The 14,437-nt window shown below is 63.7% G+C and carries 14 protein-coding genes and 1 tRNA gene; 14 read left to right on the top strand and 1 reads right to left on the bottom strand.

Annotated elements, in window-relative coordinates:
• Positions 1-31 precede the first annotated feature (31 nt).
• Together K5R33_RS12820 and cueR are read left to right on the top strand one after the other, a co-directional pair.
• Positions 32-2,539 carry a heavy metal translocating P-type ATPase gene (locus K5R33_RS12820; protein ID WP_220749434.1) on the top strand — a complete coding sequence of 836 codons (2,508 nt, stop codon included), beginning with the start codon at positions 32-34 and terminating at the stop codon, positions 2,537-2,539.
• The gene (gene cueR, locus K5R33_RS12815; RefSeq protein ID WP_220749433.1) at positions 2,536-2,937 is read left to right on the top strand and encodes a Cu(I)-responsive transcriptional regulator; all 402 of its coding nucleotides are present in this window, start codon (positions 2,536-2,538) and stop codon (positions 2,935-2,937) included. The genes K5R33_RS12820 and cueR overlap by 4 nt, the downstream gene beginning before the upstream one ends.
• A gap of 396 nt (positions 2,938-3,333) precedes the next feature.
• On the opposite strand, the gene K5R33_RS12810 is transcribed toward cueR, so the two are convergent.
• Positions 3,334-3,423 (bottom strand) — tRNA-Ser (locus K5R33_RS12810).
• A 161-nt stretch (positions 3,424-3,584) separates the two neighbouring features.
• Here K5R33_RS12810 and K5R33_RS12805 point away from each other — a divergent pair.
• The 12 genes from K5R33_RS12805 to K5R33_RS12750 all read left to right on the top strand — a co-directional run bounded on the left by K5R33_RS12805 (position 3,585) and on the right by K5R33_RS12750 (position 14,379).
• Positions 3,585-4,448: a DUF2059 domain-containing protein gene (locus tag K5R33_RS12805; RefSeq protein WP_220749432.1), complete on the top strand. Its 864-nt coding sequence runs from the start codon at positions 3,585-3,587 to the stop codon at positions 4,446-4,448.
• Positions 4,449-4,652: 204 nt separating this feature from the next.
• Positions 4,653-5,408: a 50S ribosomal protein L21 gene (locus K5R33_RS12800; protein WP_220749431.1), complete on the top strand. Its 756-nt coding sequence runs from the start codon at positions 4,653-4,655 to the stop codon at positions 5,406-5,408.
• Positions 5,409-5,414: 6 nt separating this feature from the next.
• Positions 5,415-5,684 (top strand): 50S ribosomal protein L27, encoded by a 270-nt coding sequence (rpmA, locus tag K5R33_RS12795; protein ID WP_220749430.1) that lies wholly within the window; start codon positions 5,415-5,417, stop codon positions 5,682-5,684.
• 76 nt (positions 5,685-5,760) lie between these two features.
• Complete coding sequence (locus tag K5R33_RS12790; RefSeq protein ID WP_220749429.1) at positions 5,761-6,303, top strand: GNAT family N-acetyltransferase; 543 nt, start codon at positions 5,761-5,763, stop codon at positions 6,301-6,303.
• The gene (locus K5R33_RS12785) at positions 6,300-6,902 is read left to right on the top strand and encodes a LysE family translocator (protein ID WP_220749428.1); all 603 of its coding nucleotides are present in this window, start codon (positions 6,300-6,302) and stop codon (positions 6,900-6,902) included. The genes K5R33_RS12790 and K5R33_RS12785 overlap by 4 nt, the downstream gene beginning before the upstream one ends.
• A gap of 17 nt (positions 6,903-6,919) precedes the next feature.
• On the top strand, positions 6,920-7,465 hold the full coding sequence (locus K5R33_RS12780; RefSeq protein WP_373314173.1) for a GNAT family N-acetyltransferase: 546 nt from the start codon (positions 6,920-6,922) through the stop codon (positions 7,463-7,465).
• A 32-nt stretch (positions 7,466-7,497) separates the two neighbouring features.
• Complete coding sequence (gene obgE / locus K5R33_RS12775; RefSeq protein ID WP_220749426.1) at positions 7,498-8,535, top strand: GTPase ObgE; 1,038 nt, start codon at positions 7,498-7,500, stop codon at positions 8,533-8,535.
• Complete coding sequence (gene proB, locus K5R33_RS12770; protein WP_220749425.1) at positions 8,520-9,644, top strand: glutamate 5-kinase; 1,125 nt, start codon at positions 8,520-8,522, stop codon at positions 9,642-9,644. Before obgE ends, proB begins: the two co-directional genes overlap by 16 nt.
• Complete coding sequence (locus K5R33_RS12765) at positions 9,644-10,903, top strand: glutamate-5-semialdehyde dehydrogenase (protein WP_220749424.1); 1,260 nt, start codon at positions 9,644-9,646, stop codon at positions 10,901-10,903. Before proB ends, K5R33_RS12765 begins: the two co-directional genes overlap by 1 nt.
• 24 nt (positions 10,904-10,927) lie before the next feature.
• A complete protein-coding gene (locus K5R33_RS12760; protein ID WP_220749423.1) occupies positions 10,928-12,112 on the top strand; it encodes a trans-sulfuration enzyme family protein in 1,185 nt (394 codons plus the stop codon).
• A 34-nt stretch (positions 12,113-12,146) separates the two neighbouring features.
• Positions 12,147-13,202, top strand: a complete 1,056-nt coding sequence (locus K5R33_RS12755) for a sensor histidine kinase (RefSeq protein ID WP_220749422.1) — start codon at positions 12,147-12,149, stop codon at positions 13,200-13,202.
• A gap of 139 nt (positions 13,203-13,341) precedes the next feature.
• Entirely contained in the window at positions 13,342-14,379 is a 1,038-nt protein-coding gene (locus tag K5R33_RS12750; RefSeq protein ID WP_220749421.1) for a substrate-binding domain-containing protein, read from the top strand.
• Positions 14,380-14,437 lie beyond the last annotated feature (58 nt).

The raw sequence follows: 14,437 nt of genomic DNA, 5'->3' as shown, positions 1-14,437 counted from the left end.
CTGCTGAGACCGATAGCGCCAAGGATCTACCGTGAGCGAGACCATCACCACCTTTCCCATCGAGGGCATGTCCTGCGGCGGTTGCGCGGCGCGCGTCACACGGGCGCTGGAGCCTTTGGAGGGGCTAAGTCAGGCGTCGGCAAACCTCGCCGACGGGACCGTCACGCTGCACCTGCGGGATGTCGAAGCGTTGCGTACGTCCGTGGACGCCTTGGCCACGGCCGGATACCCCGCACGACAGGCCGGCCACCTCCTGCACCTTGACGGGCTGCATTGCGCCAGTTGCGTTGGCCGGGTGGAGACCGCTTTGATGGCCGTGCCAGGCGTGATCTCGGCCAGGGTCAATCTCGCCAGCGGGCAGGCCCATGTGCAGGCGGTTGAGGACCTTGTCACGCCGTCTGACTTGGTGACCGCCGCAGAGGCCGCAGGCTTTCGGGCAAGCGTCCAGCGAGCAGGCGACGGCGGGGCCTCCGACAGGTCGGAGGCAGAGCGTGCCTCCACGGCACGCAGCGCGGCCTGGGCCGCCATGCTCACATTACCTGTGTTTGTGTTGGAGATGGGCGGGCACCTGCTGCCTGCGTGGCATCACTGGATTGCCATGACCATCGGGCAGGGGACGTCTTGGACCATTCAAGGCATCTTAACCACCCTGGTCGTGTTTGGGCCCGGACGCTCCCTTTTCAGGTCTGGGTTCCGCGCCCTGGCGCGTCTGAGCCCGGATATGAACAGCCTCGTGGCCTTGGGCACCGGAGCGGCGTGGATCTACTCCGTCGCTGTCATTTTGGCCCCGGCATTCGTGCCCACGGATGCGCGAGCCGTCTACTTCGAGTCCGCTGCCGTGATAGTCACCCTGATCCTGACGGGCCGTTGGCTGGAAGCCCGGGCAAAAGGCCAGACCGGAGCCGCCATTCGCGCGTTGATGGACCTGCGCGTGGAGACCGCGCAGCGGTTGACCGACACCGGCGTCGAGACCGTGCCCCAGGACGCCTTGGCCGTTGGCGACACAGTGATCGTGCGCCCTGGGGAACGGGTGCCCGCAGATGGCCAAGTCCTGGAGGGCACAAGCGCAATCGACGAATCCATGCTCACGGGCGAGCCGCTGCCGGTGCCCAAGACAATGGGAGATGAGGTGACCGGTGGGACGTTGAACGGGTCCGGTGCGCTCCGGGTTTCTGTCACGCGGATTGGGGCGGAGGCGCGGTTGGCGCAGATCTTGGCGATGGTTCAGGCCGCCCAGGCCACGCGTCTGCCCGTGCAGCGTCTTGTGGATCGCGTGACGCTTTGGTTCGTGCCCATCGTGATGGGTTTGGCCTGTCTGACGGTTCTCGTTTGGCTCACGCTGGGGCCGGAGCCCGCCGTGCCCAACGCGCTGGTGGCGGGAGTTTCCGTTCTGATTATCGCCTGTCCTTGTGCCATGGGGTTGGCCACGCCGACCTCGATCATGGTGGCAACGGGACGCGCTGCTGGCCTCGGCGTCCTCTTGCGTCGGGGCGAGGCTCTTCAGACCCTGGCCGACGTGGATGTTGTGGCCTTCGATAAGACGGGGACGCTGACCGAAGGACAGCCCCGCGTAACGGACATCTTGCTGGCTGACGGCTATGATCGCGGCACCGTTTTGGCCGCTGCCGCCAGCCTAGAGGCGCAATCCCAACACCCGTTGGCAGGCGCCATTCTAGACGCCGCCGAGGGGGCACAGATCGCGCTCCGACCCGTTGTGGGCTGGTCCGAAACACCGGGGCAGGGCTTGCAGGGGCAGATTGATGGCGTTCCCGTCCGCGTGGGAACCGAAAGTATGTTGCGCGCCGAGGGGATTGATCCCTCGACCGTGGTCGATCTGGCGAAGGCCGCCGCCGAGGCCGGGCAGGGCGTGGTCTTCGTGGCCATCGGCACGGACGTGGCCGGTGCAATCTGTGTGGCCGACCCAATCAAACCGACCGCGCGCCATACGGTGGACGCCTTGCGCAGCCGTGGGGTGCGGACGGCCTTGGTGACCGGCGACCGCCAGGAAACGGCGCAGGCAATCGCTCAAACCCTGGGCATCGAAACGGTCGTTGCCGGAGTTCTGCCCGACGGCAAGGTTGAGGCGGTGGAGGCGCTGTGCTCCAACGGCGACCGCGTCGCCTTCGTGGGGGATGGCATCAACGATGGTCCAGCCTTGGCCCGCGCCTCGGTCGGGATCGCAATCGGAACCGGAACCGACGTCGCCATCGAAAGCGCCGATGTCGTGCTGGCCTCAGGCGATCCCCTTGGCGTCGTACGTGCCATCGACCTGTCCCGGAAGACCCTTGCCAACATCCGCCAAAACCTGGTCTGGGCCTTTGGATACAATGCAGCCCTTCTGCCCATTGCGGCAGGGGCCATGTTTCCGCTGACGGGCTGGATGCTGTCGCCCATGTTGGCCGCTGGTGCGATGGCGCTGTCTTCGGTCTCGGTCTTGGCAAATGCGCTTCGCTTGCGGCACGTTCATCTTGGACCGGCACGACCACCATTGCGGGCGTCGGTCCCGCCAGTGTCCGTCCAAAGGGAGACGCACCCATGAACATCGGCGAAGTGTCCGGGCGCTCGGGCCTGCCCACGAAAACGATCCGGTATTATGAGGACATCGGTCTGATCCATCCCAACCGCAGTGGCAACGGATATCGGGCCTTCTCCGAGACGGATTTGCATAAACTCGTCTTTTTGGGCCGTGCGCGCGCCCTTGGGTTTTCGATCGAGGACTGTCGGACGCTGTTGGCGCTCTATGAGGACGACTCCCGGGAAAGCGCTCAGGTAAAGGCGGTCGCACAGGGGCACCTGGCGCAAATCGATGCCAAGATTGCGCAACTGCGATCCATGCGAGAGACGCTCTCGACGCTCGTGGCGTCCTGCCAGGGGGACAACCGGCCCGACTGCCCGATCCTGCGCGACCTCGCTGGTGCCGCAGACGATCAGAAGTAGTCGTTGGCGCGGCTGTCGTCTCGGTATCTTTGAGTTGAACCGTGCCGCCATAAGGAGCACTTGGCTACGCGCACAAGCCATGGTCGACCCGACGCAAGATGGCAGCTCCGCGGTGACGGTGTATCACAGGCATCTTCATGCGAGGGCAGAGCGCCAAATTGTCAGGTTACCAAATGCAGGTCAAAGGCAAAGCTCCCCATTTCATTAGCGACATGCCCGCCGACATGCGCGCACCACTCTTCGCTTTGAAGCAACCCATGTCAGGCACGATCAGTCGGCGGGCCAGACGCCCATGGCGTCACCCTCCGCTTTCAAAGACGTCGAAAAGGTAACTCCCTACCATTCAGCAGACCTGTCACAGCGGCCGCTGCGCCGCACGATGTCCAAGGTGTGAAGTGGCGGAGAGACAGGGATTCGAACCCTGGGTAGACTTGCATCCACAACGGTTTTCGAAACCGTCCCGTTCGACCACTCCGGCACCTCTCCGCGCTCGGTGGTGGCGCGTCTTTAGGCAAGGCGCGCGATCCACGCAAGAGGATGCGGCGGGAAAAGCGCGCTTTCCGCCGATTTGGTCTTTTCCGGCAGTCCGGTCTTTACGGAACGGCTCGCAGTCGGAATTCTCAAACAAAAAGGGCAGGAGTTCGAGCATGGATCAGGTAAAAAGACGTATGGCATCTGCGGTGGCCGTCATGATGGCTTTGACGGGGCCTGTGACGGCTCAAGGCGTTGGGACACCCCCGGAGATACATCAGGGTGAGGCGCTGACGGACCTTATGGCGACCGTACGGGTGAAACCCCTGGTTCAGATCGTCGCCACAGAGGGGGCCAGGCACGGGCGGTCGCTCGAGTCGACCTTCTTCCCGGGGCGGGGCGGAGCGTCCTGGGATAAGACCGTTGCTCGGATTCAGACGCCTGAGCGGTTGGAACAGATGGTTGGGGATAACCTCGTGACGACGCTCGCCCCGGAGGAGGCCCGCGACGCGAGCGCGTTTTTTGCCAGCGGCCTGGGTCAGCGCATTATTGAGCGGGAGCTGATCGCACGCCGCGCCATGTTGCAGCCCTCCGTTGAGACCAATGCGAAACAGGCTGCCCATGTCCTCCAGGCTCAGCCGACGCCGCGCACCATCCTCATCGGATCGCTGATCGAGGCGTTGGATCTGGTGGACAACAACGTGGCCAGTGGCCTAAATGCCAACCTCGCCTTTTACCGGGGCCTGTCGGAGGGCGGCGTCATCCGTGATGATCTGGTCGAAGATGACATGGTCGGAATGGTGGTTGGCCAACAGGCGAACATCCGCGAGGCGGCGGAGCTTTGGCTGCTGAGCTATCTGATGCTGGCCTATGCGCCTTTGACGGACGACGATCTCCAGGGCTACTTGGATTTTGTGCGCACGCCGGCCGGTCAAGGCTATGGCGCAGCGATGGCCCAGAGTTTCTCTGAGGTGTTCGCCTCCACATCCTATGAGCTTGGGCTGGCTGCGGCGGTGTTCATGACGCAGCAAGACGCGTAGCGTCGGATCGCTTGACAGACCTGCGGTGCTCTGAAATACGCCGCGCAGGCCACCGGGAGACCTGTGGCCTGTTTCTATTATTCGCTGTGCCCATTGCACAGCGTCAAACAGCCCAAGATGGGCCGCTGTTCGAGGTGATCCAAAGGGATCACAAACACCCGGGTTCGGGGACCGCAGGACGCGACGACATGAAGGAGAGAACGGATGTTTGCCGTTCTGAAGACCGGGGGCAAGCAGTACCGGGTCGCCGAAGGCGATGTACTGCGTGTCGAAAAGCTGGCTGCCGAAGCTGGTGAAAAGATCCAATTCAATGACGTGCTGATGCTGGGCGGTGACACGGTCACCGTGGGCGCACCGACCGTGGACGGTGCTGCTGTCCAGGCCGACGTGATCGACCAGATCAAAGGCGAAAAGCTGATCCACTTCGTCAAGCGTCGCCGGAAGCACTCGTCCAAGCGGACGAAGGGCCACCGTCAGAAGCTGACCCTGGTGCGCGTCACTGACATCCTGGCCTCGGGCGCCGATGCCACGGGTGTCAAAGCCGCCGTTGGGGCTGGGTCGGTTTCTGCTACGGCCGTTGCTGCCGCCACGAAGCCCGCCAAGGCCGCCAAAGCCGCGACCCCTGCGGTCGAGGCAAAAGCTGCCCCCGCGAAGAAAGCCGCCGCGCCGACGCAAGCCGCCGACAACGAGGCCCCCGTGGCCGAGGCCGCTGGTGCCAAGCCCGCGAACCTGCTGAAGGAAGCTCGCGAAGGCGGTGCCGACGATCTGAAGCGGATTTCGGGTGTTGGTCCCAAGCTGGAAGGCCTGCTGCACGAGAACGGCGTTTTCCACTTTGACCAGATCGCCGCTTGGGGCGCCGAAGAGATTGCCTATATGGATGACCGTCTGTCGTTCAAAGGCCGCATCGAGCGCGACAACTGGATCGAACAGGCGACGCAATTCGCCGCTGAACAGGAGTAAGGACAGATGGCACACAAAAAAGCCGGTGGCTCCTCCCGCAACGGTCGCGACTCCGCTGGTCGCCGCCTTGGCGTGAAACTCTACGGTGGTCAAAAGGCCATCCCGGGCAACATCATCGTGCGTCAGCGCGGCACCAAGTGGTGGCCGGGTGAAGGCGTCGGCATGGGCAAAGACCACACCATCTTTGCGACCGACGAAGGCGCCGTGACCTTCCGCAAGGGCTTCAAAGGCCGGACCTATATTTCGGTTCTCCCGGTGGCGGAGGCCGCCGAGTAAGCCGAACCTTAAGGTTTCAAGCATTAGGGGGATCGGCGACAGTCGATCCCCTTTTGCGTTTTCTCCGGAGGGCGAGATGCCCGACCTGCCCATACTCACCGGACCGAACATCTCGCTGCGCGCGCCGCAGGATGGGGATGCGGAGACCATGGTCGCGCTTGGCCGAGACCCCGAGATTACGAAGTGGTCGGGCCTCAAGCCAGGCACCCTGCCGCCCTTGGACCGGGCCTGGGCAACGGGTTGGCTTGCCGAGGTCTCGGCCTCCGTCTCTTGGGTGATCGCGCGGTGCGGGACGTTCATCGGCGCGATCCGTCTGATGGATGTCTGGCCGGCAGAGGGCCACGCGCGCGTCGCAATGGGTCTGCAATCGTCACGGGATACGGGCAAGGGATATGGGCGCGAAGCGCTTGGCCTTGTCTTGGGCTATGCCTTTGACACCCTAGGGCTGCATCGTGTCGGCCTGAGGGTGATGGTCACGAACGCGGCGGCGATCCGCTGCTATGAGGCCTGCGGCTTTGTCGTCGAAGGACGGGAGCGCGAGGCCTGCTGGACACCGGACGGTCGCGTCGATGATCTGGTCATGGGCCTGCTTGCCCCGGACTGGAGGGCCGCCAGATGAGCGTCGCGGTCGCCAGTTTCGCCGTCTTCGCAGCCAGCCAGGTGGGCACACCAGGACCCGCCAATATGGCCCTGATGGCAACCGGTGCGCGGTTTGGACTGCGCGCCGCCTTGCCATTCGTCGCGGGGGTGGCCCTGGGTAAACAGCTCATCATTTGGCCGGTTGGCTACGGTCTGATGGAACTGGCGGAACGGGCGCCGCTTGTCTTCGAGGCGCTGAAATGGGCCTCTGCAGCGTATATCGTGTTCCTGGCATGGAAGGTTGCCAACCTCCGCTTGGGCGAGGGGGGGCAGGCCTCGGCCCCAGGTTTTCTGGCCGGGTTGATCGTACACCCCCTGAATCCCAAGGCCTGGGCGATGATTACGGGCGGCTTCACTGCGTTTGTGGCACCCGGTACGCCCACTTTTGAGGCGACGGCGACCATCGCCGCTGTCTTACTGGGGTTGCAGATCTTGCTGCACCCTTTGTGGACCATGGGCGGAAGCCTTGTGGCCCAAACTCTGCGGGGCAAACCCGCAGAACGCTACCTGATGTGGACCCTGGCTGCGCTCACCGTGGCCAGTGTCCTGTTCGTGCTGTTCGGAGGAGGAACGACATGACACCCCAATCTGCCCCCATCCGCTTGGATGCTGTGACCACCGAGGCCCAGCCCCTGGTCACAACGGACCGGCTGCTGCTGCGGCCCGTGCGCCGCTCCGACATGGGCTTGATCGAGCAATTCGCTGGCGACCGGCGGGTGGCCGAGATGACGACGACCATTCCGCATCCTCTGCCCCCGGGGGCCACTGACGCCTTTGTCTCCCGGTGCCTGACGGCGGTCGATGGTGAGACGGTTTGGACCATTGATGCCCATGATGCGGGTCTTGGGGAACTCGTGGGCCTTGTCAGCCTCGATCCGATGGATCGCAACCAATACGAAATCGGCTATTGGATCGCGCCCATTGCCTGGAACACGGGCCTCGCCAGCGAGGCCGTGCGCGGCCTGATGGAGGCGAACCCCCTTGGGGCGGCGCAGGTGTTCGGAAAGGTGTTTCAGGACAACCCGGCCTCGGCGCGGGTTCTGACGAACGCGGGTTTCGACTACATTGGCGACGCGGAGGCATTCAGCGTTGCTCGCGGCGCAATTGTTCCCCAATGGACGTACATTCGCCAGATGACTTGAGGGTCTCTGCCGTGGGGCGTAAGGGCTAGTCCATGAAGTTTCTCGATCTTGCCAAAGTCTATATCCGATCCGGCGGTGGCGGGTCCGGCGCCGTCTCGTTTCGGCGTGAAAAATACATCGAATACGGCGGGCCCGACGGCGGGAACGGCGGACGGGGCGGAGACGTCATCGTCGAAGCGGTCGAGGGGCTGAACACGCTCATCGATTTCCGCTACCAACAGCATTTCTTCGCGAAGTCCGGACAGGGCGGCATGGGCAAGCAGCGCACGGGCAAGGATGGCGACAGCATCACCCTGCGCGTCCCCGTCGGCACCGAGGTGCTGGACGAAGACGAAGAGACTGTCATCGCGGATATGACCGACGTCGGTCAAACCGTGGTGCTGGCCCGTGGCGGCAACGGCGGCTTTGGGAACTTGCACTTCAAATCGGCCACGAACCAGGCGCCGCGCCGCGCGAACCCCGGCCAGCCTGGGGTGGAACGGACGATCTGGCTGCGGCTCAAGCTAATCGCAGATGTGGGGCTTTTGGGTCTGCCGAATGCCGGTAAGTCGACCTTTCTCGCCGCGACCTCGAACGCTCGGCCGAAGATTGCCGATTATCCGTTTACGACCCTTGTGCCCAATCTGGGTGTCGTGGGTGTGGACGGGACCGAGTTCGTCGTGGCCGACATCCCAGGACTGATCGAGGGCGCCCATGAGGGGCGCGGCATCGGTGATCGCTTTTTGGGGCATGTGGAACGCTCTGGCGCGTTGCTGCACTTGGTCGACGGCACCTCGGGCGATGTGGAAGGCGACTATCGCACCATCATCACGGAGTTGGAGATGTATGGCGAGGGGCTGGCCGACAAGCCGCGCCTGACCGTGCTGAACAAAGTCGATGCGCTGGAGGCTGAGGAGGCGAAGGCGCGGCGTGATGCCCTGGCAGCCCTGTCTGGTGGGGACGTCCTGACCATGTCCGGCGTCTCGGGCGACGGCGTAACCGAGGTGTTGCGGGCGCTCCGTACGATGATCGAACGGGAGACGGCGGAGGCTGGGCAAGCCCCGTCGGACGCGCCATGGTCGCCACTTTAACCGAGACGGGTCAATCCCTGGCCCAGGCCCAGCGGGTCGTCATCAAAATCGGATCGGCCCTGTTGGTGGATGGTCCAACGGGAAAGCTGCGAGCCGAGTGGCTGGGCGGCTTGGCCAAGGACGTGGCCGCGTTGCGGCAGCGCGGGACGGACGTCATTCTCGTGTCCTCCGGGTCCATCGCCCTTGGGCGCCGAGCCCTCTCGCTCTCGGTGCCGTTGTCCCTAGAACAGAGCCAAGCCGCCGCTGCCGTTGGCCAAATCCGTCTGGCCGCCGCCTATGGCGAGGCTTTGGCGCCCCTTGGGCTCACGACGGCGCAGGTACTGTTGACCCTGGATGACAGCGAGGATCGGCGCCGCTACCTCAACATGCGCTCCACCTTTGAGACGCTGTTGGGCCTAGGCGTGGTTCCCATTGTGAATGAAAATGACACGATCGCCACAGACGAAATTCGCTTTGGCGACAACGACCGACTGGCCGCCCAAGTGGCCGCCATGGCGGGCGCGGACGTCTGCGTTCTGCTGTCCGATGTGGATGGTCTCTATACCGCGAACCCCAACCTCGACCCGAACGCGCGCCATCTACCCGTGGTGCCGGAGATTACCGAAGACATCTCGGCCATGGCGGGCGACGGGGTCTCCGGCCTATCAAAAGGCGGGATGATCACAAAAGTCATGGCCGCGCGGACCGCGACCGAGGCCGGTTGCGCGCTTGTGATCACACTGGGCGGAGAGCGCCCGTTGACCGCGCTCGACGCTGGCGCACGGGCGACCTGGTTCTTGCCCAAAGACGACCCGCAAACGGCGCGCAAGCGTTGGATCGCCTCCATGAAACCCCGGGGCACCATTGCCATTGACCCCGGCGCGGCCCAAGCTCTGGCGCGAGGAAAATCCCTCCTACCGGCGGGGGTGACTTTCGTTGGCGGCGGCTTCGGTCGCGGGGAACCGGTGACGATCGAAGGCCCGGACGGTCGTGCCATGGGGCAGGGGCTGATCCGATACACGGGCGATGAGGCGCGTAAAATCAAAGGCTTGCGCTCTTCCGAGATTGAGGCAACGCTGGGCTATCCTGGCCGCGCGGCGCTGATCCACAGGGACGATATGGTGATCTGATGAAAGATGTGATCGACGACATTCCCGCGCTGATGGCGCAAATCGGGTCCGCTGCACGCGACGCGGCTGCAACGCTCGCCTTCGCAACACCCGAGGCCAAGGCGATGGCTCTCACGACGGCGGCGGAGGCCCTCTGGGCACGCAAAGCCGATGTCATTGCGGCCAATGCAAAGGATCTGTCGTTTGGGCGCGACAAGGGTCTGAGCGACGCGATGATGGACCGCCTGGCCCTGGATGAGGACCGGATTGCCGGCATCTGCGACAGTCTGCGCGCAATCGCGGCGCAGGCAGACCCCGTCGGCGCAACGATAGCGGAATGGGAACAGCCCAACGGCCTGCATATCCGCCGTGTGCGCACACCGTTGGGCGTGGTGGGCGTCATTTACGAAAGCCGTCCGAATGTGACCGCCGATGCGGGCGCGCTTTGCCTCAAGGCCGGAAATGCGGTCATCCTTCGGGGCGGGTCAGAGTCGTTTCACTCCTCCCAGGCGATCCATGGGGCGATGGTGGAAGGGCTGCGCGCTGCGGGTCTGCCCGAGGCGGCCATCCAACTTGTCCCGACCCGTGACCGTGCAGCGGTTCAGGCCATGCTGACCGCCACGGATCATATTGATGTCATTGTGCCCCGGGGTGGCAAAGGTCTTGTGGGTCTCGTCCAACGGGAGGCGCGGGTGCCTGTGTTTGCCCATCTGGAGGGAATTGTTCACATCTATGTGGATCCATCCGCCGACCCGGAGACGGCCCGCAAGGTCGTGCTAAACGCGAAGACCCGCCGCACGGGGATCTGCGGTTCGGCGGAATGTCTCCTGATCCATCGCGACATCGCTGAAGGTCTCGGCCAAGACCTGCTCGACATGTTGAGCGATGCAGGTGTGGAGGTGCGCGCGGGTGACGGGCTCCGTGGCGACCTCGAAGCGACTGAAGAAGATTGGGGAACCGAATACCTCGACATGAAGATCGCGGCGAAAGTCGTTGATTCCGTTGAGGACGCCATTGCGCACATACGGCAGTATGGCTCGAACCACACAGATTGCATCTTGGCCGAAGATGCCGCGCCGGTTGCGATGTTCTTCGAACGGCTGGACAGCGCCATTCTGATGCACAACGCGTCGACCCAGTTCGCAGACGGCGGCGAGTTCGGGATGGGGGCTGAGATCGGCATTGCCACCGGCAAAATGCACGCGCGCGGCCCGGTGGGGGCCGAGCAATTGACCAGCTTCAAGTACTTGGTCACAGCCGACGGTGCGATCCGTTCCTAATCAATACGATATGAGGCGACTTTAATGTCCGACCGTCCCAATCTGGTCCGGCGCACCCCGTGGCCGGAGTCTGTCAGCCGTGCGGTGACAACGCCGTTGCAGCCCTCTGTGGTGTATAGCTCGCCCGATCCGGACGCGCTGGACGATCAATATGAGGGGCGCGCCCAGGGCTATACCTACGGGCGGGAAGGGCATCCGAACGCGGATGTCCTGGCACAGATGATTGACCGTCTGGAAGGCGGTCAGGGCGGGTTGATGACCGGCTCTGGCATGGCTGCGGTCACGGCGACGATGTTGGGCCTGCTGGGGCAGGGCGACCATATCGTGGCGGGCGACCAGTTGTACGGACGCAGCCTACGCATGTTGTCCCGCGATCTGCCGAAGTGGGGCATTACGGCGACCTTCGCCGATCCGACGGATGTAACCGCGATCGAGGCCGCGATAGCCCCAAACACCAAGCTCTTGCTGATCGAGGCCGTGTCCAACCCGACCCTGCGTTTGGCGGATATGGATGGGATCGAACGGCTCGCACGGGACCGAGGGTTGATCCTGGTCGTGGATAACACTTTCACCACGCCTTACGGTTTTCCGGCCTATGCGCGCGGCGCGGACGTGGTGATCCACTCGGTGACCAAACTGCTCGCGGGTCATAGCGATGTGACGCTGGGCTACGTTCTGGCCCGTGACCCAGACGCGCGCACGGCAATCTATGACACGATTGTCACCCTCGGACTGACGCCCAGCCCATACGATTGCTGGATGGCCGAACGCGGGCTTTATACCTTTGACATGCGGTTCGAGCGGGCGCAGGCGAACGCGCGCGCACTGGCCGACCTGGTCGCAGGCCATGACGCGGTTGAGGCGGTGCTCTACCCTGGCCGCTCAGATCACCCCGACCACAACCGCGCCCAAGCCTTGCTGGGGGAGGCGCCTGGAAACATGGTCTCTTTCCGGCTCGCAGGGGGGCGCGAGGCCGCCAATGCGTTCACCCGTGCGGCGCCTCAATTGGCCTTTGCCCCGACACTTGGGGATGTGGGGACGACCTTCTCCCATCCCGCCTCTTCCAGCCACCGGGGTTTGACACCTGAGGGGCGCGCCGCCTTGGGCATTACCGAAGGGTTCTTCCGTGTGTCCGTCGGGTGCGAGCCCATTGCGCTGCTGACACGCGATGTCACCGCGGCGCTGGATGCGGTGGCTGCCATCGGGTAAGCGCGATCCGTCAGACATGCGGTGAGGTGTGGCCATGGCGTCGCAAACGGAACTTACGCAGGGCCATCAGATCATCGACGCCCTGTTGGAACCGGCCATGTTGCTGGATCACAATGGGCGCGTGGCAAAAGCCAATGAGCAGGCCCATGAGTGGTTCGGATCGTGGATCGACCAGCAGTCTTACGTGAGCGTGTTGCGACAACCGGACCTGCTGGCTCCGGTCGAAGATGCCTTTGGGCACCATCGGACAGGATCGGCGCGGTTTTCCCATTCCTCGGGGGCGGTGGAGACTCTGTTCGATGTGACGGTCACACCGATCCTGGGGGCCGCGCGCCGGTCTGAGGTCTTGCTGGTATTTCGCGATGTATCCGCAAAGCGGGTCGAGGAATCCATGCGCCGGGATTTCGTGGCCAACGTCAGCCATGAGTTGAAGACCCCGCTGACGGCGGTCATGGGGTTCATAGAAACCCTACAGGGTCCCGCGCGGCGCGACGCTGCGGCCCAAGACCGGTTCCTAGGCCTGATGTCGCAAGAAACGGCGCGTATGAACCGCCTCGTCTCCGACCTTTTGGCGTTGAGCCGACTGGAGGGGTTGACCCGTCGGCGGCCCACAGATCAGGTCGATCTTTGCGCGGTTCTGCGCGAAGCCTTGGACACCCTTCACCCGGTTGCAGAGGCTGCCGCCGTGACGATTGCGTTCGAGGCGCCCGACAAGGCCATGGTGCTGGGTGACCGGGACCAATTGGTTCAGATCGCAGTCAACTTGGTCGAAAACAGCATCAAGTATGGCGCGCGTCCCGGACAGGTTCAGATCTCACTCACCTATAAGTCCCGAGAGCCCGTGTTGCGCGGGCCAGCTTGGGCCATGGAGGTGCGCGATGATGGTCCAGGGATCCCGCCAGAGCACCTGCCCAGATTGACGGAGCGATTCTATCGGGTCGATACCGGTCGCTCCCGCGAACAAGGGGGCACGGGTCTGGGGCTGTCCATCGTCAAACACATCGTGAATCGGCACCGCGGACGGCTCCGTATTGACAGCCGGGAAGGGCGTGGGACCGCCATGACCGTGGTTCTGCCAGCCGAGGTCTAAAGAAAAAGTGGCACCCCCGATGGCCGTCATAAAACTGTTACGTAACCGTCACAAAAGCCCTACACGCCGTTTCTAGGTGCGGCGGCGAATGGTGGCCCAGGGGGGGCTGCCATGACTGACAAAGAATCTAGGAGTTGTCATGTCCTTCACCAAGACCGCTGTGTCTGTGCTGGCTGTTGCCGCCGTGTCCGCCACCGCCGCTGCTGCGCGCGACCAGGTCCAGGTTGCCGGTTCTTCCACCGTGCTGCCCTATGCCTCTATTGTTGCCGAGGCTTTTGGCGAAAACTTTGAGTTCCCGACGCCCGTCGTCGAATCCGGCGGCTCCTCCGCTGGCCTGCGCCGCTTCTGCGAAGGCGTTGGCGAGAACACCATCGACATCGCGAATGCCTCGCGGGCGATCCGCTCCGGCGAGATCGAAGCCTGCGCCGCCAACGGTGTGGACGACATCATCGAAGTCCGCATCGGCTATGATGGGATCGTCTTTGCCTCTCAGCAGACCGGCCCTGCTTTCACGGCGTTTGAACCCGCCGATCTGTTCAACGCTCTCGGCGCCAAGGTTCTGGTCGATGGCGCATTGGTCGACAACCCGCACACCCAGTGGGCCGATTTCAACGCCGACCTGCCCGCCGTCAACATCGCGGCCTTCATCCCCGGCACCAACCACGGCACCCGTGAAGTGTTCGAAGAGCAGGTCATCGCGGCTGGCTGCGAAGCCACCGGCGCCTTCCAAGCCATGATGGACGCTGGCATGTCCGAAGACGACGCCGAAGACGCTTGCTTGGCCGTGCGCGCGGACGGTGTCGCCGTGGACATCACCGGTGACTACACCGAGACACTGGCCCGCATCGACTCGAACCCCGAAGGTGTCGGCGTCTTCGGTCTGTCGTTCTACGAGAACAACACCGACGTGTTGAAGGTCGCGACCATGGGTGGCGTTGCCCCCTCGACCGAGACCATCGCCTCGGGTGAATACCCGGTGTCGCGTCCGCTGTTCTTCTACATCAAGGGTGCGCACATCGGTGTCATCCCCGGCCTGAAGGAATACGCCTCGTTCTTCGTGTCCAACGACATCGCTGGCCCCTTCGGCCCGCTGGCCGACTACGGTCTGGTGTCCGACCCGGAACTGGAAGCCGTTCAGCAAGCCATCGAAAACGAAGTTGACATGACCGCCAACTGAGTGAGGTCGGTCGCCTTGGCCGACACTCCATAGAAATGACAGCGGGGCCAGTTTGGTC

Origin of the sequence: Jannaschia pagri (assembly GCF_019655435.1) — a bacterium.
Classification (GTDB): domain Bacteria; phylum Pseudomonadota; class Alphaproteobacteria; order Rhodobacterales; family Rhodobacteraceae; genus Jannaschia; species Jannaschia pagri.
The sequence above is the reverse complement of the archived record's forward strand: the minus strand, read 5'-3'. Positions and strand labels throughout refer to the sequence as shown.